This is a genomic window from Helicobacter brantae (genome assembly GCF_003364205.1).
GTDB classification, from domain to species: Bacteria; Campylobacterota; Campylobacteria; order Campylobacterales; family Helicobacteraceae; genus Helicobacter_G; species Helicobacter_G brantae.
Map to the genome: position 1 here is coordinate 37,619 of NZ_NXLV01000007.1, position 18,245 is coordinate 55,863.

Here is an 18,245-nt window from a genome sequence, read left to right on the forward strand (position 1 = left end):
TCATAAATCTGATTTTATCATAATTTTAATATGTTAAAAAATCGAGAGATTTTTAACATATCCGTGCTAATATGTTAAAAAAATGAGAAGTTTTTAACATATTAAGGAAAAAGATGCAAAACACTATCCAAGAATTCCTCCCCAAACCACTCCCCTATCCTCTAGAGCTTGGCAATGAGATTTATACAAAGCTTATCAAGACTTCAAGAAAACTCAGCGAACTCAAAGGAGTGGCTAGAAGCATCCCAAATCAAAATATTCTCATCAATACCTTGATTTTGCAAGAAGCAAAAGACTCTTCAGAAATTGAGAATATCATCACAACGCACGATGAGCTTTTTCTCTCTCATTTTGATAATCAACACATTTCACAAGCCACAAAAGAGGTGCGTGATTATGCTAGGGCTTTGCAAAAAGGTTTTGAACTTATCAAACAAGATTGCTTGCTTAAAAAATCTCATATTCTCCAAATCCAAGAAATTTTGGAGCAAAATCAAGCAGGATTTAGAAAACAAGCAGGAACAAAACTAAAAAACCAAAAAGGAGAAATAGCATATATTCCACCACAAAACCCTCAAGACATCATCAGACTAATGGATAATTTAGAGCAATATATCAATGATGATTCTCTCCAAGAGCTTGATCCACTCATCAAAATGACACTTATTCACTATCAATTTGAGAGTATTCACCCATTTTATGATGGGAATGGACGCACAGGAAGAATCCTTAATGTCCTTTATTTGGTTTATAAAGATTTGCTTGATTTGCCTATTCTTTATTTGAGTAGCTATATTATTAAACATAAAACAAAATACTATGAACTTCTAAAACACATTCAGCAAAATGGGGATTTTCAAGAGTGGATAGCATATCTCCTTGAGGGGGTTTTGCAAACATCACAAAAAACGATTGAAACTATCGAATCTATCAAGGCACTAATGGATCAAGCCACACTTATTTTGCAAGAAAAAGATCCAAATATTTACAGCAAAGATTTGATAGAAAATCTTTTCTTGCACCCCTATATCAAATCAGAGTCTCTAGTCAAAAATCTTGAAATCACACGCCAAACTGCCTCAAAATATCTCAAGATTTGTGAGAAACACAATATCTTGCATTGCAAAAAATTAGGACGAAATCATTTTTATATCAATACTCAGCTTTTTGAGATTTTGCAAAAAAGTTTTTAGAAGAAATCCCCCAATTCCCTACCACTAGAGGATTCCCCCCATTTTTAGAAGCTTAGAGTTTCCTTCTCTTCTTTGTGTTCGTGGATTATATCTCCTGCTTTGGGTTTATAGAATTTTCTCACCCAGTCATCTACGGGGGCTAGGATTCGATAAAACGCTGGGACGATAAGAAGACTTAGAATCATTGAGATTAAAAGTCCTCCGATGACTGAAACCCCCATAGGAGCTTTCATCGCCGAGCCACTTCCTGTGGCGATAGCTAGAGGAATCATTCCAAACACCATTGCAATAGTTGTCATTAGAATCGGACGCAATCGCAACTCTCCTGCAGTCTCTAGTGCCTTCTCAATCGCCATTCCCTCCTCACGCTTCTCATTTGCCACATCAATCAAAAGCGTTGCATTCTTTCCTACAAGTCCCATGAGTAGCATAAGCCCCATAAAGGAGAACATACTTAGAGGTTGTCCTGCGATGAAAAGTGCGATGAACGCCCCTGCAAAGCTCAAAGGCAATGTAATCATAATGATAATGGGTTGCACCAAAGATTCATAAAGGGCCGCAAGGATAAGATAGATAAGCACAAATGCTGTCATAATCGCCACACCAAAGGCTTCAGCAGTTTCTTGCATTCTCTCACTCTCTCCTTGAGACTTAAAGCCTGTCCCCTCTACCATCCACTCATTTGAATGCTCACTTGTAGCTTTCATCATCACATCAAGTGTCAGCCCACTACCAGGTCTTGGAGTGGCATAAACGGTGATATTTTTCTGTCTATCCATACGAGAAATGCTTGAAGGAGATGAAGTCTCAACCACTTCTACCAAACCATCTAAGAACATCAAATCTCCATTGGAGTTTTTGATTTGAATCTTTTTGAGATCATCTGCACTCACTCTTTGATTATCAGGCACTCTCACGGTAATATCATATTCTTTCCCACCCTCTTTATAATAAGCCACTGCGATCTCTCCTGAAAATGCTGAAGCAATCGCATTCCCCAAATCTTGGGCATTGATACCATATTTGTTGATATAGGCTCGATTGACTTTGATTTTATACTCAGGTTGATCTCCTGTCCAGCTTGAGTGGATTCCTTGCACATTTGGGTTTCTAGCCAAAAATGCCATCAGTTTATCTGCACTCTCTCTTACTTTGTCTTGCTCTACTCCCACGACATTGACTTGATAAGGAGAGTTATCCCCACCACCAAAATCACTCACCTCACTTGCACTGATAATCATTCCTTTTGCATAAGAACTTCCCTTCAATCTCTCCACTACTTCGTTCATAATCTTAAACTGCCCCCGATTACGCTCTTTGATAGGTTTGAGTGAAGCATAGATTTTGGCTTTATACACAGCACCATTAGAGTATCCGATTTCAAGAGTAGTAAATTCCACATCAGGATCTTGACCTACCATTTCTTGGAGTGCCAAAGTTTTGATTTTCATCTCTTCAAGGCTGATTCCTGGATCTACGCTCATATAGACATTAAACTTGCTTTTGTCTTCTTTGAGCATAAACTCAACTCCTGTTTTGCCTAGCAAAAATACAGAGCCTACAAAGATTCCAAAAGTGGCAACAATCAAAAGATATTTGAATCTCAAAACAAATTTTAAAATCTTGAGATAAAAGCTATCAAGCTTTCTGAAGAATGGTTCTGTGATATGGTAAAACTTCGAGTGTTTTGGATTAACCACAATCGCACTCACCATTGGGATTACCGTTACCACAACAATATAAGAAAGGGCGATTGCTAGAGCGATTGTGATACCAAAACTTTTGAAAAATCTCCCCACAACTCCACTCATACTTCCCACAGGGATAAATACTGAAAGAAGCATTGCTGAGATTGCTACAAGTGCAAATCCAATCTCACTCACTCCCTCATAAGCTGCCTCACGCTTACCCATTCCATGCTCTAGCTTTTTGTGGATATTTTCAATGACAACAATCGCATCATCGATGATGATACCAATTGCCAAAGTAACAGCTACAAGGGTAATCATATTGAGCGTAAATCCTGCAAAATGCACCAAGGCAAAAGTCCCTAGAACAGATACAGGGATAGAGATAGCTGAAACAAGCGTAATTGTCGCACTTCTTAGGAATAAGAAAACAATCATTACTGCCAAAAATGCACCCAAAACAAGGTCAAACTTCACATCTGCAATTGAATCCTTGATATATTCTGTGGAGTCATTAACGATATTGATCTCATAGCGATTATCCATCTCTTTGATTTTTGGCAAAAGCTTTTTGACACCATCAGCGATTTCAATATCATTTTTCCCTGCAATCTTTTGGATATCCAAAATCACACCCTGAGTTTTATTGAAAGTCGCAAAAGTGGTATCTTCAGACAATCCATCTTTGATTAGGGCAATATCTTTGAGTTTTACTCCATCAGCCACACGAATATCGCCAATATCCTCAACGCTTTGGCTATTGGAATCAGTGATGATTGACCACTCATTGGTTTTATCTACGATTTTTCCTCCATCAACCTCGACATTTCCATTTTTGAGGGCATTTGAGATTGTCCCATAAGTCAAGCCATATTTATTGACTAAAGTGGGATCAGGTAAGACTTTGATTTCTCTCTCTCTATAACCTTTAAGATCCACAAGCCCCACACCTGAAACTCGCTGAAACACAGGCTTTACTCTATCATTGACATATTTCATCAATTCTGTTTCAGGCACTTTATCACTGCTGACAAAGAGTGTAACAATAGGCGATCCACTTGTATCAGCCTTTTCTACCACAGGGGATTCCACTCCACTATCTAGCTGGATAGAGGACACTTTATCCCTCACATCATTAACGGCTTCATCAATGGGTTTTTCAAGCTTAAACTTCACAACTACAACACTTGCATTTCTCACACTTGTAGAAGTAACTTGATCTACCCCATCAATCCCCATAACAGCCTCTTCGATTTTATCAGTTACCTTTGTTTCAATCGTTTCAGGACTTGCACCCACATAAGTAGTGGAGATTCGCACGATAGGGAAATCCACATCAGGGAAGAGTGAAACAGGCATTTTTTTGAGTGATAAAAATCCAAAAAAGATGAGTGCCAAAGCAAACATCAATGTCGTAATCGGACGACTAATGGCAAACTTATACATTATTTTGTCCTTATATATCCATCACCAAAAGTTCCGGGGATTAGCCCCTCTACAATCGCCTCTGCCTTGACTTTTCTAGTCTTATCATCTGCTGTGGGATAAACCTTGCTAAGCTTTACAACTCTTTTCTTATCATCTCCCAAAGAAAACTCAAACTCATCTCCCTCTTTCACACTCCCTGCATATTTCACATCAAATTCCAAGATGATTTTTGTCTCTTTACTAATAAGTCGGAAAAGAATTGTATTGTTGGCTGACACACCATCTCCAAGCTCCACTTCTTTGCTTGCAATAATTCCATCAAAAGGAGCTTTAAGAATGGTTTTGTTGAGAAGCTCTTGTTGATATTCGACATTATGCTGAGATTGTAAATAACTGCTTTGAAGATTTTTATAATCAAAATAATACTTATCTAGCGTATTGCGATCAACGGCATTTTTGGTTTGCTTATATCTTTGATATTGCTTTTGGGCAAAGAGATATTGCTGTTGGATAGCTTGAGATTGAGCTTGTTGCATTTTGACATTGGCAACTTTATCTTTATTGGCAAGTTGCAAGAGTTGATTTCCTTTCTTAACCACACTTCCTACATTCACATTGATTTCTGCAATCGTTCCACTACTATCAAGAGTAAGATTGGCATCTTGAGTTGGAACCACATTGAAAATCGCATAAACATTTTGTGCTTGGAGCAACCCCAAACCTAAAGCAATATATAAAAGAATCTTTTTCATCTCTTCTCTCCTCTACTTAATATAGTTTTGCAATTCTTGTCCGCTATAAAATACAAAATTTGCCTTTTGCATTTCATAGTTGTTTAAGCTCTCCACATAAGTGGCTTCTGCTGTAAATTTCTGACTTAAAGCATTGAGATAATCCACATAAGTTACAAGCTGGGCATCATATTGTTTGCTGACATTCTCAAATGCAATCATTGCTGATTTCAATCCTGCTTCAGCAGATTTAATCTTAGCTTTGGCTATCTGAAGAGATTTGTAATAAAGTCTAATATCTCTTTTTTGCTCCTCTTTTTTGTAAGCCACATTTTTTGTCGCTTGTAGATAGCTTAGCCCCAATGCCTCTTTTTGCATATATCGCGACATTGAATCAAATTGCATACTGATTTGAATCCCCACAGTGTTTGAAAACTTATCATTTGTCAATGAAGAGATTCCATCAGGATTGTAGTTGAAATTATCATAAAGCGAGATTGTAGGAGCATAAGTAATCTGTCGCTTTTGATAATCAAGACTTTGAGCTTGTTCTGAGAGTGCCACAATGTCTGAACGCACACTTAGATTTTTGAGCTTAGGATCGGCTAATCCCACACGATGCATATTTGTAACCTCTTGGCTAGAGAGCAAAGAGAGATTGAGGCGATTTTGCTCCAAATCAAGCTCTGATTGTGCGATTTGATACTCTGTAAGTGAAGCCTCAGCTTTGAGTGCTTCTACATCGTTAATTGTGCTAAGTCCAGAGTTATAGAGCTTTTGTAATCGCTTAACATTAGAATCAAGCAATTTCTTTTTTTGCTTGAGTGAAGTGAGATTGGAGTAGTTTGTAAAATACGCATAATACTCTTGAACGATTTGCAGATACAAACTCTCAAGAGTGTATTTTTTCTCAGCAATACTTGCACGGATTTCAGCAGACTTTTGCTTGACTTTATTGACAGAGCTAAAGCCTGTGTAGAGATCATAGTTTAAGCCTATGCTCACACTTTGATCTCCGATATAGTCTGTCTTGCTTGAGCTAGGATTGGTTTGATAGCCATAGTTATAGCTTGCAGTGATATTTGGGCCAAACTCCAAATACGCTGACATTTTTTCAGCCTCACTTTTGGCTATCCCATCATTTTTGGCTAGGACTTGATAGTTGTTTTTTGCACTATCAATCAAATCTCTTAATCCAATAGAGCCATCTTTTTCTTTTGGCAAAAGATTATCAATACTAAACTTTGGAGCTCCAAAAGCCTCACCCAAAAAACCTAGACAAAGCAAACATACTGAAAATATATACCTCTTTTTCATTCCCTTTCCTTAAAATTTGGTGTTAATTTGAGTAATTTAACACGATTTTGTAAAGTATATATAAATTACTTATAGCTCTCAATCGCTTTTTGCAAAATTGCTTGAGCTTCTTCTTTGCCTTTGTAATCCTTCACCTTTACCCACTTATTTGGCTCTAGCATTTTGTAGGTTTCAAAGAAATTTTTGATCCTATCCAAAGTGATTTTAGGCAAATCTTGCAAAGATTTAATATCGTCATATCTTGGATCAATTTTACTTACAGGCACAGCCAAAAGCTTCTCATCAATCCCACTCTCATCTTCCATAAGCAATACTCCAATAAGACGACATTTAATCACACTTCCTGCTTGAAGAGGGTATTCATTGAGCACAAGCACATCAGCAGGATCGCCATCATCACTCAAAGTATTGGGGACAAAGCCATAGTTTGCAGGATAAAACATTGCACTATACATCACACGATCCACTACAACTGCTCCACTTTCTTTATCAAGCTCATACTTGATATTTGAGCCATAAGGGATTTCAACTACAACATTGATTTTTTCAGGATTCTCTCCTACGGGGATTTTTGCTAAATTCATTTTCTTTCCTTTTTTTGATTTTTGACTTTTAAGTCTATGATTATACCCCCCCCCCCCTTAAAGCATTTGTCAAGGGGTAAAAATCATTTTTATAGAATCTTATATCTTTGACTTGATATGTTTTTCTATATCAGCGACGATTTCTTCGATAGTTCGCTCACCATTGATTTTAATAAGCAAATTTCTTTCCACATAGAAATTTTGGATTTGTGGAAGTGGAGTGAGATACACTTTCATTCTGTTTTTGAAAACTTCCACATTATCATCATCTCCTCTAGCTCTTCCTAGCACTCTCTCACACGCAACTTCTTCACTTACAACCACTTCAATCACACTAGCGATTGCCACATCACTTCTAGTCTGAAGCACTTTATCCAAAGCCTCCATTTGCTCTACACTTCTAGGATACCCATCAATTAAGACATTTTCTCTTGGAGCTTTCTCAATCGCTCCTACAATCGTCTCAACCACGATATCAAGTGGGACAAGATTACCCTTGCTTACAAAACTATCAATGAGCTTCCCTCTCTCGCTTCCACTTGCCACTTCTGCACGCAATAAATCTCCTGTGGAGTAATGCACCATACTCTCAGGATTGTTTTGTGCGATGATTTGAGCATCTGTGGTTTTCCCACTTCCTGGTGCTCCGATGATCAAAAATAACTTCTTCATTTTATTCTCCTTTCTTTTCTCTAAGTCTAATATGCAATTCTCTCAATTGCTCCAAACTCACTTCACTTGGAGCGTCTGTGAGAGGACAGGTGGCTTTTTGGGTTTTGGGGAATGCAATCACATCACGGATACTATTTGCACCACTAAGCAACATTATGATTCTATCAAACCCAAAGGCGATTCCTCCATGAGGTGGAGCTCCAAAGCTCAATGCCTCAAGCAAGAAACCAAACTTCTCATTTGCCTCTTCTTTGCTAATCCCTAGCAAGTCAAAGACTTTAGCTTGGATATCACTTTTGTGAATCCTGATACTTCCTCCTCCTAGCTCCACGCCATTTAGCACCATATCATAAGCCACAGATTCAATCTCTTCTACATCTTCTTTATCCATATCTTTTGGCATAGTAAAAGGGTGGTGGAGTGCTTTTACTCTACCCTCATCTCTCTCAAACATTGGGAAATCCACAACCCATAGGAATTTGAGTGCGTTTGGATCAATCATACCCATATCATTGGCGATTTTTAATCTCAATCGCCCCATATAATCCCATACCACCTTCTTCTCCCCTGCTCCAAAGAAGACAATATCCCCTACTTCAAGTCCTAGTCGCTCAGAGAGTTTTTGATAACTTGCCTCACTCATAAACTTATACAAAGGCCCTTTAACCTCATCTTCTTTGATTTGGATATAAGCTAGTCCCTTTGCTCCAAACTTTCGCACAAACTCTTCAGCCTCACCCAAAGTCTTGCGAGAGAAGAAACTATCTCCTCCTTTGACTTTGAGGGCTTTGAAGCGATTGTTTTTGCTATCTTTTGCAATTTTGGCAAACATTTCATTATTGGAATCCACAAAGCAATCTGCCACCTCAACCAAAGGCATTTCAAACCTCAAATCAGGCTTATCACTTCCATAGCTCTCCATTGCTTCAGAGTAAGGCATTCTCATAAAAGGAGTTTGCACACTCTTGCCACAAGAGTTGAAAATATCAGAGATGATTTTCTCTCCGATTCCCATCACATCTTCTTGATTGCAAAAACTCATCTCCACATCAATTTGAGTAAATTCAGGCTGACGATCTGCTCTCAAATCCTCATCTCTAAAACATTTTGCGATTTGAAAATAACGATCAAACCCACTCATCATCAAAAGTTGTTTGAAAATCTGAGGGCTTTGAGGGAGAGCAAAAAACTCTCCTTGATGCACCCTACTTGGCACTAGATAATCTCTTGCACCCTCAGGAGTGGCTTTGGTGAGGATTGGAGTTTCCACTTCCAAAAACCCAAGATTATGCAATGTATTTCTCACTACCACACTTGCCTTACTTCTAAGTGCAAAGGTTTGATAAGCCTTAGGAGAACGCAAATCCAAATAGCGATATTTTAGCCTTAAATCCTCTCCCACACTCTCATCACCTATGGCAATAGGAGGAGTAGCAGATTTATTCTCAATCACCAAAGAGCTTAACACCACTTCGATTTTCCCTGTGGCAAGTTTGGGATTTTCTAGCCCCTCTCCTCTAGCTCTCACTTTTCCTTTGATATGCAATACAAACTCATCTCTCACACTTGAAGCAAGTGAGTGAGCTTCACTGCTAGGATCACAAACTAGCTGGATTAAGCCACTTTTATCCCTTAAATCAATAAACACCACACCGCCGTGATCTCGGTAGGTATTACACCATCCACAAAGCTCAACTTCCTCTCCGATATGAGACTCATTAAGCTCTGCACACAAATGACTTCTTAACATAGATTTCTCCGATTGTTTGAGTTTTACAAAACTTTTGATTATATCAAATTCCCCCCAACCCCCTTTGAATTATTTTGCTTTTTTGGGTGCTTTTATGTTTTTCATTCTGTTATGATTTCTAAAATATTTTTCACCAAAAGCAAGGAAACACGATGCAAAACTATTCTGAAATGGTTGAGAAGCTTAAAAAAATGGCTTATGCTTATTATGTGCTAGATGATCCCATAGCCACAGATGAAGAGTATGATAAGCTCTACCACCAAATCAAAGAGTTTGAATCTCAAAACCCCCACCTCATCGACCCCTCCTCTCCCACTCAACGAGTGGGGGATACCCCACTTGATGAGTTTGAGAAGAATGAACATTTACAAAGAATGTGGAGCTTGGACGATGTGTTCAACTCTGAAGAATTGCAAGAGTGGGTTAATCGTATTCACAAAGTCTATCCTTATGCCACCTTTGTTTGCTCTCCCAAATTTGATGGAGCATCACTCAATCTTTGCTATGAAAATGGATTGCTTCAGACCGCAACAACAAGAGGTGATGGGCTAAGAGGAGAGCTAGTAACCCAAAATGCCAAGACAATTCACTCTATCCCCCTTCAAATCCCCTATCAACAAAAAATCGAGATTCGAGGTGAGGTTGTCATCACAAAAGCAAATTTTGAGAAAATCAATGCTGAGAGACTAGAGAGTGGAGAAAACCTCTTTGCCAACCCACGCAATGCAGCAGCAGGTAGCCTAAGACAGCTTGATAGCAAAATCGCCTCCAAACGCAAACTCAACTTTATCCCTTGGGGGTTTGGATACAACCCAAGCACACTTCAAAGCTTCTATCAACTTCTAGGAGAGATTTTCTCCTATGGGTTTTTCACTCCCCCATTTCTCAAACATTGCAAAAGTATTGAAGAGATTGAAAGTGCTTATCAAGAGATTCTCTCCTGTCGTGATAGCTATCCGATGATGTTAGATGGAATGGTGATTATTGTTGATGAGATTTCTATCCAAAAGCAACTAGGTTTTACAATCAAATCCCCTAGATTTTCTTGTGCATACAAATTCCCTGCTATTGAAAAAAGCTCTAAGATTCTTAAAGTGAGTTTGCAAGTGGGTAGAAGTGGAGTGATTACCCCTGTGGCAGAGCTAGAGCCTGTGGAGATTGAGGGGGCGATGATTGGCAGAGCGACATTGCATAACTTCTCAGAGATTGAACGCAAAGATATAAGAATAGGCGATGAAGTGATAATCATTAGAAGTGGAGATGTGATTCCTAAAATCATTAAACCTCTCACTTCTTTAAGAAATGGGAGTGAGAAGCCTATTGCTAAACCCACACATTGCCCCATTTGTCAAAGTGAGCTTTTGATTGAAGAGAAGTTTATCAAATGCCAAAATCTCTCTTGTGAGGCTAGAGTGAAAGAATCTTTGGCTCACTTTGTTTCCAAAAAAGCCCTAAATATCGATGGTTTGGGTGAAAAAATTGTCTTTCAACTCTTTGATGAAGGACTGATTTCTTCAATCAAAGATTTCTACTCACTTCAAAAAGAAGACTTACTTAGACTTGAAGGGTGGAAAGAGAAAAAAGCCCAAAATACTCTTGAGGGGATAGAGAAAACCAAAGGGGTGGAACTATGGAGATTTATCAATGCCTTAGGGATTGAGCATATTGGAGAGGGAGCAAGTAAAAAACTCCAAAGTGTTTTTGGACTAGAAGTGTTTAAGAAGAGATATGAGGATTTTATCACTATTGATGGCTTTGGAGAAGAGATGGCAAAATCACTAGATGAGTTTATCTCTGTCAATTCTCAAGAGATTGCCACTCTCCTCTCTATCATCTCCCCCACCTCTCCTAGCAAACTTCTCTCCTCTACTTCGCCATTTTTTGGCAAGAGCATTGTTCTTACAGGGACAATGAGCCAAGAGAGAGAAATCATCAAAGCCCATTTAGAATCTTTGGGAGCAAAGATAAGCTCAAGTGTAAGCAAAAAAACAGATTTCCTCATCTATGGAGAGAGTGCAGGAAGCAAATTTGATAAAGCCCAAGAGCTAGGGGTGGAATGTCTGAGTGAAGAGCAATATTTAGCTATGGCTAAAGAGTGATTTGAGGTAGGGCATTTGTCTTTTGAGATTTAAGGGGGTGAGGTAAAAATCTCTATTTTTAATTTGAGAGTAAATCTCAAAATTGCTTTGCATTAAGTCTTTGGACTCTTTGTAGCTTTGAGGGATTTCAAAGCCTAGCTTTGAGTTCTGAAGTGAGCTAAAAGTTTGAGGAGAGAAAATAGGCATAAAGTTAAGAAATGTGGGGAAAGAAAAGGTAGGGAAGTTTTCATAGAGGGGTTGAGTAATGCAATGTGTTAGCCCCAAAGCCCTTTTTTCTTCTAGTTTAGTAGTGCTAGAGATAAGATACTCAAACCCTTGAGCGTTTTTAAGTATCTCAATTGAGCTTATTCCCTCTCTATCTCCACTCACACACGCTATCCCCTTAAGCGAGGCATATCTTGCTCCCAAAATCAGCGATTTTGCCACTTCAAGACTTTTGCCACTCCCACTAATACACGCCACAAAGGGGAGTGAGAGAGCGTCTTGAAGCATTTTTGCTGAGATGATTGGAGAGATTTTGACCTCAAATGCAGGATTATCAGGAATAAGCACAAAATCAAAAGGCAAAAATCCCCTCAACTCCCCTAAAAGCTCAATATCACTCTCAAATTCACTAGGGATAAACTCAATTCCAATCATCTTTGTTATAATCCTTGCCATATTTTAATCTTAGGAGTAATTGTATGGATAAAAATCTAATCAATCAAGGGTTTAGTCTATGGTGTGATTTTATTGAGAGGGATTTTCTCAACTCAAAATTCAAAACCCTCATCTCTGAGGGCAAAATCTTAGGAGCGACAAGCAATCCTAGTATTTTTGCTAATGCCTTCAAAAACTCTCCTGCTTATCAATCCCAAATCCAAGCCTTGCAAGGAAAAGAAGCAAAAGAGATTTATGAGAGTTTGGCTATTGAAGATATTCAAACTTCAGCAAGACTTCTGCGAGCACTTTGGGATGAAAATAAAGACAATGGATATATCAGCATTGAGATTGATCCACTCTTTTGTGATGACTCTAAAGCAAGTATAGAAGAGGGAAAAAGGCTATTTCAAAGCATTGGAGAGCCTAATGTGATGATTAAAGTCCCAGCTACAAAAGCAGGATTTGAGGTTATGGAAGAGCTTTTGGCTCAAAATATCTCTATCAATGCCACTTTGATTTTCTCCCCCGCACAAGCCCTTGAGTGTCTTGAAGCTTTTAAGAGAGCAAGGAGCAGAGGTGGGGTAGGAAAAAGTGTCATTAGTGTATTTGTCTCAAGACTTGATCGCTGTGTAGATAGCTCTCTTCCAAAAGAGTTTCAAGCCCAGCTTGGAATCATCAATGCAAAGCATATCTATAATCTCATTGAAAACTTTGGAGACAAAGATACTAGGACACTTTTTGCAAGCACAGGAGTGAAAGGTGGAGATTTGAGGGCAAGTTATTATGTTGATGAGCTTTTATTGCCTCACTCTATCAATACAGCTCCACTTGAAACAATTGAAGCATATTTCTCTCACAATGACACAAGGCTAAAAGATTCAAATGTTGATTTTGATTCTTTTGTAGGCAAACTTCAAAATATCCAAGTGCAAAAAGTATATTCTCAACTCTTAGAAGAGGGATTAAAAGCTTTCAAAGAGAGTTTTGTAGATTTATTGCAAACACTGAAGCGATAAGGGGACCTCCCCTTATCTTAGAAGGGGTTAATAACCTGCCTCATTGAGCTTTCTATAAACTTCACACCCCTTTTGATCTCCAAAATCACACGCTTTTCCAAAAAGCTCTTTTGTCATTGCCTTATCTTCAGGTGCACCTTCTTTATTGTAATACATTGTCCCAGCAGAATAGCACCCCAAAGCCAATCCATTATTACAAGCCATCATATAAAACTCTATGGCCTGTTTGAGATCTTGACGAATTCCTTTACCCTCTTTAAGCATTTTTGCAGCCGCATTACAAGCAATCCCAATCCCACCATTACAAGCTTTGACATAATGCTTGTATGCTTTCATTGGATCTTGTTTGACAGATAATCCCTCCTCAAACATTCTTGCTGTGCTATAACACATAAATGAATCACCCTCATTACAAGCTTCTGAATAGACTAAAAAAGCCTTATGATAATCACCAAACATATACGCTTTTGTCCCTACATCATAGGGGTTAATCTTTTTTCCACAACTCACAAAGAGCAATGAAACCATACAAGCCAAAATAATACAAGCCTTCTTAATCATATTCTATTCCTAACCTCCCAAAAATTTTACAAACCCCTTATATAGAGGATTTGCAAGGACAAAAAGCAAGAAAACCTTTGTAACTATACTTAGATTCTCATCTTTTTGCAACTAAATTATGAAAATGCGTATATAATTGCAAATTTTATTCCAATTTTCAAAGGACACAAAATGTTAGAAGGACAAATTAGAGAGAGTATTTCAAAATCCAATGCAAAAGCATTGAAGAATGATGGTTATCTAATTGCCAATATCTACGGAAAAGGGCAAGAGAATATTCATTGTGCGTTTAAACGCAATGATTTTATCAAAGCAGTGAAAAGCAAAAGCACTTTGGTATTCCCTGTCAAAGTAGGTGGGAAAGAAATCCCAGTAGTTATCCAAGAGTATCAAAAAGATCCTGTAACAAACGACATTTTACATGTTGATTTGATGATGGCTCAAAAGGGTGTAGTTGCAAAATACAAAATCCCTGTCAAAACTCACGGAAGTGCAAAAGGACTCAAAAACAAGGGTGTTTTGATGATTTCTAAGAAAAGAGTAGCAGTGCAAAGTGCCCCTGAAAACTTGCCAAACTTCTATGATCTTGATGTAACTAATCTTGATACAGGAGATGCAATCTTAGTGAGAGATTTGCCACAAAATGAGGGTGTAAAAATCCTTGAGAAAGACTCTGTTGCAGTCGTTGGTGTCATCAAAGCTAAGTAATTATGCAAAAACTTCTCATTGTCGGACTAGGGAATCCTGGTCGGCAATACACAAACAATCGCCACAATATTGGATTTCTAGTCTTAGATTCTCTAGCCAAAGAATTTAACCTTAGTTTTTCTGAAGACAAAAAGCTTGTCAGTGAGTTAGCACAAAATTCCCAAATCATTCTTTGCAAACCCACAACCTTTATGAATCTCTCAGGAGAAGCAGTGCAAAAGGTTTTGCATTTTTACAAAATCCAAGAATTTTGCGTCATTCACGATGATTTAGATTTGCCTTTAGATGAGCTAAGATTTAAGAGGGGTGGAGGCAATGGAGGACACAATGGGCTAAAGTCCATTGATGCTCTTTGTGGGAGTGAGTATGTGCGTATTCGCTGTGGGATTGGACGCCCAGAGAGGAAAGAGCAAGTCGCCTCTTATGTGCTTTCTGATTTTACCTCTCCTCCAAATCACCTCATCACTCAAAGCTCACAAGCCCTAATGCACTTTATCACTCACAGAGATTTATCCTATTTGCAAAATCACTTCACTCACAAAGTGGGACAATGAAAGCGTTTTTATTTATTGGCAAAAATTATATGAAATATTTTTTCATCATCTTTTTGGCATTGGAAATGTTTTTTTTGGGAGCAGATACGATCAAATACGCCGACAAGCTTCCTGATTCAGCAAACCTTATCATTCTTTTCTTCTTCTATGACGCTCTCTATGCACTCAACTATACTCTCCCCCTCTCTTTGGTGCTTGGAAGTATCCTTTTTTATATCAATTTTTTGAAATCCTCTCAACTCTCAGCCCTCCTAGCTTTGGGATATTCAAGGAGAAAAATCCTCTCCCCTCTTCTTATCCTAAGCTCTCTTATCATCTGTGGCTATATTGGGCTTAATGCCACACCCTTTGTCTATGCACAAGAAAAAGCTGAAGTGATTGTCAATAAAAATGCTCTCCAAAATGCCCAAGAAGATATTTTTGTCAAATACAATCAAGACTATGTGTATTTTCAAAAAGTCTATCCCTTACTTAATCGTGCTGAAAATATCAAAGTCTTTGAGTTAAAAAATGGAGAGCTCACCACATTTATCCAAGCCAATAAGGCTACTTTTGAGAATGATTTTTGGGTGCTAGAAAATGCTGAACTAATTAAAATTGATAACAATCGCTTCTCTTTCAATGAAGAGGTTTTGGAGCACCAAAAAATCAAACAACTCAAAATCCTCAAAAACTTTCGCCCCAAAGTGCTAGATACTTTTAGCAAAGACAAACCCACAGTTTCAATCATCGATGCAATCCTCTCAGCCAAAATCCTCATCTCTCAAAAGATTGATTTTGAGAAAGTGAGGGCGATTCTTTATAGCTTTATCATCGTGCCACTTTTTGTGCCACTTACAATCATCATCATCGCCTCTTATATCCCCTCACTTGCACGATATGGTAACCTCGCCCTGCTTACCTTTGCTCTTGTGATTTTCTCCCTTATGGTTTGGGGGGCATTTTTCTCAATCTCAAAGCTTAGCATTAGTGGGATTATCCACCCTGAATTTGGAGTCTTGCTCCCCTTTGCTCTTTTGCTTATTTTCTCGCTTCTAAGCTATGCTCGATTAAATTCTCATCAATAAGGAGATAGCACAAAATGCAAAGCTCTAGTCCTTTTTTCTCTATTGTTATCCCTGTTTATAATACAGAGCAATACATCTCACGATGTCTGACAAGCTGTATTAAGCAGACTTTTGAAAATATTGAAATCATTGTGGTGGATGATTGTGGAAGGGATAACGCAATTCAAATTGCTCAAGAATATGCCCAAAATGATTGCAGGATTCAAATCATCCATAATCCAAAAAATTTAGGATTATTTTTTACAAGGATTGCAGGAGAGAGGATTGCAAAAGGAGAATACATCATCTGTTTAGATAGTGATGATTTTCTTTCTCACTCAATGTGTCAAACTCTCTATGAAACAATCAAGGGGGGGGGGGCTATTGACATCTTGGGATTCTCTTCAGAGATTACTCCACAACCCACAAAAGGAAATTGCCTTATCACATCACCTCTTGGAATATATCAACAACCCAAAATTATTGAAGAGATTAGCTTCCATTGGATGATTTGGAACAAAACCTATCACAAATCTCTTATCAGCAAAGTAATTGATTTTCTTGATACTCATTTTCAATCAATTCCAAAAATCAATATGGCAGAAGATGCACTAAAATTTTTTATCATCTGTCTTTTTGCCAAAAACTATTATGGGATAGAAAATGTATTGCACTATTACTACAAAAATCAGAGTTCTATCACTAGAGATTTAAACAATCTCAAACGCCACAAATCTGCGATTCAAGGCTTTTCTCAAACAATCCTAATGCTAGAGAAAATCAAAGATATTCATCCACTAGCACACAATCAAGCAAAAATTCTTATCCAAATTCTCTCCAATCACAAAAGAGAAACGCAATATTCCTATTGGATTACTCGTGCAAAAAAACAAAAAAACTATATTGGAAATTTACTTAAAGCCATTAAAGCAACAAAATCTCCAAAAAAGAAAATTGTTGCTTACAGAAAGATTTTGGTTTATATAATGAGTTTAGGACTTTTAAAAGCCTAAACTCTCTCTTCTTAGTGCAAGTGAGAATGATCTTGAGTGGGTTGGATAGAGGTATTATCTACCCCACCTTTTTGCTCCACCTCATCTAAAAACGCAATTAGCTTTTGCCCAGCTTTGAGATATTCTTGAGCACTTTTGCTTGTGGGGTGAAAGAATGTAATAGGCTTACCGCTATCTCCTCCCTCTCTCACCATTGGCTCTAGTGGGACTTGAGCTAGGACTTGAGTGCCAAAACTCTCAGCCAATGCCCCTGTCGTGCCTTTACCAAAGATATCATACTCTTCTCCACAATTAGGGCAAATAAATCCACTCATATTCTCAATAATCCCTGCCATTGGGATATTGAGCTTTTTAAACATATCCAAACTTCTAGCACTATCATCTAAGCTCACACTTTGAGGAGTGCTAACTGTGATTCCTGCACTCACAGGCACACTTTGAGCCAAAGTAAGCTGAGCATCTCCTGTGCCCGGTGGCATATCAATCACTAGCACATCAAGCTCACTCCAAAGCACATCTGTTAGAAGTTGCTCAATAGCTCTCATAATCATCGGACCTCTCCAAATCAGACTTTGTCCCTCCTCATACAATACCCCCATACTCATCATCTCTACTCCATAAGCCTTGAGGGGTGCAAGTTTTTTTAGCTCCTCACTCACTTGGGGGCGAGTTTGATTAAGTCCTAGCATTCTAGGGATATTTGGGCCATAAATATCTGCATCTAATAATCCTACTTTTTTACCACTTTGAGCTAGAGCGATAGCAAGATTGACGCTTGTAGTGGATTTTCCAACCCCTCCCTTACCTGAACTCACCATTACAAAATGCTTGATTTGTGGAGCGATATTTTTCTTCACTGCTTTCTTTTCTTGGATTTGTGGGGTTTTGATTTCCACCTCATTTTTTTCAAATCCACACTCTTTGAGAGTCTGTGTAACTTTTTGTAACAACTCTTGAGAAACTTCAGGATTGCTTGAGGGGATTTCTAGTTTTACCACTGCCTCTCCATTCCCACATTCAAGGGATTTGACAAAGCCAAAGCTCACAATATCCTTATCAAAATTTGCATATTTTATCTCAGAGAGTTTTTTCAAAATCTCATCTTTTGTCATCTTTTTTCCTTTCTTTTTTTACAAAATTACTCATTTTCCCAACGCATTTTTAGGCTTTTTATCTTCAAAGCTTAAAAGTTTTGTAAAATTAACCAAAAATACTTCACCGAAATTCTTTGGTGTAACAAGGT

The 18,245-nt window shown here is 38.1% G+C and carries 16 protein-coding genes; 7 read left to right on the plus strand and 9 right to left on the minus strand.

The window, feature by feature from the left end:
- Window positions 1-125 precede the first annotated feature (125 nt).
- The gene (locus CQA58_RS04870; protein ID WP_115569627.1) at window positions 126-1,193 is read left to right on the plus strand and encodes a Fic family protein; all 1,068 of its coding nucleotides are present in this window, start codon (window positions 126-128) and stop codon (window positions 1,191-1,193) included.
- Window positions 1,194-1,237: 44 nt separating this feature from the next.
- Here CQA58_RS04870 and CQA58_RS04875 read toward each other — a convergent pair whose 3' ends face one another.
- The 6 genes from CQA58_RS04875 to aspS form a co-directional block, all read right to left on the minus strand.
- Window positions 1,238-4,327 (minus strand): efflux RND transporter permease subunit, encoded by a 3,090-nt coding sequence (locus tag CQA58_RS04875; protein WP_115569603.1) that lies wholly within the window; start codon window positions 4,325-4,327, stop codon window positions 1,238-1,240.
- A complete protein-coding gene (locus CQA58_RS04880) occupies window positions 4,327-5,061 on the minus strand; it encodes an efflux RND transporter periplasmic adaptor subunit (protein ID WP_115569604.1) in 735 nt (244 codons plus the stop codon). The genes CQA58_RS04875 and CQA58_RS04880 overlap by 1 nt, the downstream gene beginning before the upstream one ends.
- A gap of 12 nt (window positions 5,062-5,073) precedes the next feature.
- Window positions 5,074-6,357, minus strand: a complete 1,284-nt coding sequence (locus tag CQA58_RS04885) for a TolC family protein (protein ID WP_115569605.1) — start codon at window positions 6,355-6,357, stop codon at window positions 5,074-5,076.
- Between the two features lie 65 nt (window positions 6,358-6,422).
- The gene (gene ppa, locus CQA58_RS04890; RefSeq protein WP_115569606.1) at window positions 6,423-6,941 is read right to left on the minus strand and encodes an inorganic diphosphatase; all 519 of its coding nucleotides are present in this window, start codon (window positions 6,939-6,941) and stop codon (window positions 6,423-6,425) included.
- Window positions 6,942-7,040: 99 nt separating this feature from the next.
- Window positions 7,041-7,613: an adenylate kinase gene (locus tag CQA58_RS04895; protein ID WP_115569607.1), complete on the minus strand. Its 573-nt coding sequence runs from the start codon at window positions 7,611-7,613 to the stop codon at window positions 7,041-7,043.
- Between the two features lies 1 nt (window position 7,614).
- Window positions 7,615-9,363, minus strand: a complete 1,749-nt coding sequence (gene aspS / locus CQA58_RS04900) for an aspartate--tRNA ligase (RefSeq protein WP_115569608.1) — start codon at window positions 9,361-9,363, stop codon at window positions 7,615-7,617.
- A gap of 152 nt (window positions 9,364-9,515) precedes the next feature.
- Between aspS and ligA the strand changes: the two genes are divergently transcribed.
- The gene (gene ligA, locus CQA58_RS04905) at window positions 9,516-11,462 is read left to right on the plus strand and encodes an NAD-dependent DNA ligase LigA (protein ID WP_115569609.1); all 1,947 of its coding nucleotides are present in this window, start codon (window positions 9,516-9,518) and stop codon (window positions 11,460-11,462) included.
- Here the strand turns inward: ligA and CQA58_RS04910 are convergent.
- A complete protein-coding gene (locus CQA58_RS04910) occupies window positions 11,442-12,122 on the minus strand; it encodes a hypothetical protein (protein WP_147288606.1) in 681 nt (226 codons plus the stop codon). The genes ligA and CQA58_RS04910 overlap by 21 nt on opposite strands.
- 23 nt (window positions 12,123-12,145) lie before the next feature.
- Between CQA58_RS04910 and CQA58_RS04915 the strand changes: the two genes are divergently transcribed.
- Window positions 12,146-13,120, plus strand: a complete 975-nt coding sequence (locus CQA58_RS04915; protein ID WP_115569611.1) for a transaldolase — start codon at window positions 12,146-12,148, stop codon at window positions 13,118-13,120.
- A 27-nt stretch (window positions 13,121-13,147) separates the two neighbouring features.
- Here CQA58_RS04915 and CQA58_RS04920 read toward each other — a convergent pair whose 3' ends face one another.
- Complete coding sequence (locus CQA58_RS04920) at window positions 13,148-13,681, minus strand: tetratricopeptide repeat protein (protein WP_115569612.1); 534 nt, start codon at window positions 13,679-13,681, stop codon at window positions 13,148-13,150.
- Window positions 13,682-13,852: 171 nt separating this feature from the next.
- Here CQA58_RS04920 and CQA58_RS04925 point away from each other — a divergent pair, with 171 nt between their 5' ends.
- From CQA58_RS04925 to CQA58_RS04940, 4 genes are read left to right on the plus strand one after another with little or no spacing between them, the layout of a single operon-like run.
- A complete protein-coding gene (locus tag CQA58_RS04925; protein ID WP_115569613.1) occupies window positions 13,853-14,389 on the plus strand; it encodes a 50S ribosomal protein L25/general stress protein Ctc in 537 nt (178 codons plus the stop codon).
- Between the two features lie 2 nt (window positions 14,390-14,391).
- Window positions 14,392-14,943, plus strand: a complete 552-nt coding sequence (gene pth, locus CQA58_RS04930; RefSeq protein WP_115569614.1) for an aminoacyl-tRNA hydrolase — start codon at window positions 14,392-14,394, stop codon at window positions 14,941-14,943.
- Window positions 14,940-16,010 carry an LptF/LptG family permease gene (locus tag CQA58_RS04935; RefSeq protein WP_115569615.1) on the plus strand — a complete coding sequence of 357 codons (1,071 nt, stop codon included), beginning with the start codon at window positions 14,940-14,942 and terminating at the stop codon, window positions 16,008-16,010. The genes pth and CQA58_RS04935 overlap by 4 nt, the downstream gene beginning before the upstream one ends.
- A 14-nt stretch (window positions 16,011-16,024) precedes the next feature.
- Complete coding sequence (locus CQA58_RS04940) at window positions 16,025-17,002, plus strand: glycosyltransferase family 2 protein (protein WP_115569616.1); 978 nt, start codon at window positions 16,025-16,027, stop codon at window positions 17,000-17,002.
- A gap of 11 nt (window positions 17,003-17,013) precedes the next feature.
- Here the strand turns inward: CQA58_RS04940 and CQA58_RS04945 are convergent, their stop codons facing one another.
- Window positions 17,014-18,114, minus strand: coding sequence for an Mrp/NBP35 family ATP-binding protein (locus CQA58_RS04945; RefSeq protein WP_115569617.1), 1,101 nt, complete (start codon window positions 18,112-18,114; stop codon window positions 17,014-17,016).
- Window positions 18,115-18,245: the final 131 nt, after the last annotated feature.

Excerpts from the sequence above, each read along its gene's own strand:
- CQA58_RS04875 (WP_115569603.1), bottom strand. The coding sequence starts at position 4,327 with ATGTATAAGTTTGCCATTAGTCGTCCGATTACGACATTGATGTTTGCT.
- CQA58_RS04880 (WP_115569604.1), bottom strand. The coding sequence starts at position 5,061 with ATGAAAAAGATTCTTTTATATATTGCTTTAGGTTTGGGGTTGCTCCAA.
- CQA58_RS04885 (WP_115569605.1), bottom strand. The coding sequence starts at position 6,357 with ATGAAAAAGAGGTATATATTTTCAGTATGTTTGCTTTGTCTAGGTTTT.
- ppa (WP_115569606.1), bottom strand. The coding sequence starts at position 6,941 with ATGAATTTAGCAAAAATCCCCGTAGGAGAGAATCCTGAAAAAATCAAT.
- CQA58_RS04895 (WP_115569607.1), bottom strand. The coding sequence starts at position 7,613 with ATGAAGAAGTTATTTTTGATCATCGGAGCACCAGGAAGTGGGAAAACC.
- aspS (WP_115569608.1), bottom strand. The coding sequence starts at position 9,363 with ATGTTAAGAAGTCATTTGTGTGCAGAGCTTAATGAGTCTCATATCGGA.
- ligA (WP_115569609.1), top strand. The coding sequence starts at position 9,516 with ATGCAAAACTATTCTGAAATGGTTGAGAAGCTTAAAAAAATGGCTTAT.
- CQA58_RS04910 (WP_147288606.1), bottom strand. The coding sequence starts at position 12,122 with ATGGCAAGGATTATAACAAAGATGATTGGAATTGAGTTTATCCCTAGT.
- CQA58_RS04915 (WP_115569611.1), top strand. The coding sequence starts at position 12,146 with ATGGATAAAAATCTAATCAATCAAGGGTTTAGTCTATGGTGTGATTTT.
- CQA58_RS04920 (WP_115569612.1), bottom strand. The coding sequence starts at position 13,681 with ATGATTAAGAAGGCTTGTATTATTTTGGCTTGTATGGTTTCATTGCTC.
- CQA58_RS04925 (WP_115569613.1), top strand. The coding sequence starts at position 13,853 with ATGTTAGAAGGACAAATTAGAGAGAGTATTTCAAAATCCAATGCAAAA.
- pth (WP_115569614.1), top strand. The coding sequence starts at position 14,392 with ATGCAAAAACTTCTCATTGTCGGACTAGGGAATCCTGGTCGGCAATAC.
- CQA58_RS04935 (WP_115569615.1), top strand. The coding sequence starts at position 14,940 with ATGAAAGCGTTTTTATTTATTGGCAAAAATTATATGAAATATTTTTTC.
- CQA58_RS04940 (WP_115569616.1), top strand. The coding sequence starts at position 16,025 with ATGCAAAGCTCTAGTCCTTTTTTCTCTATTGTTATCCCTGTTTATAAT.
- CQA58_RS04945 (WP_115569617.1), bottom strand. The coding sequence starts at position 18,114 with ATGACAAAAGATGAGATTTTGAAAAAACTCTCTGAGATAAAATATGCA.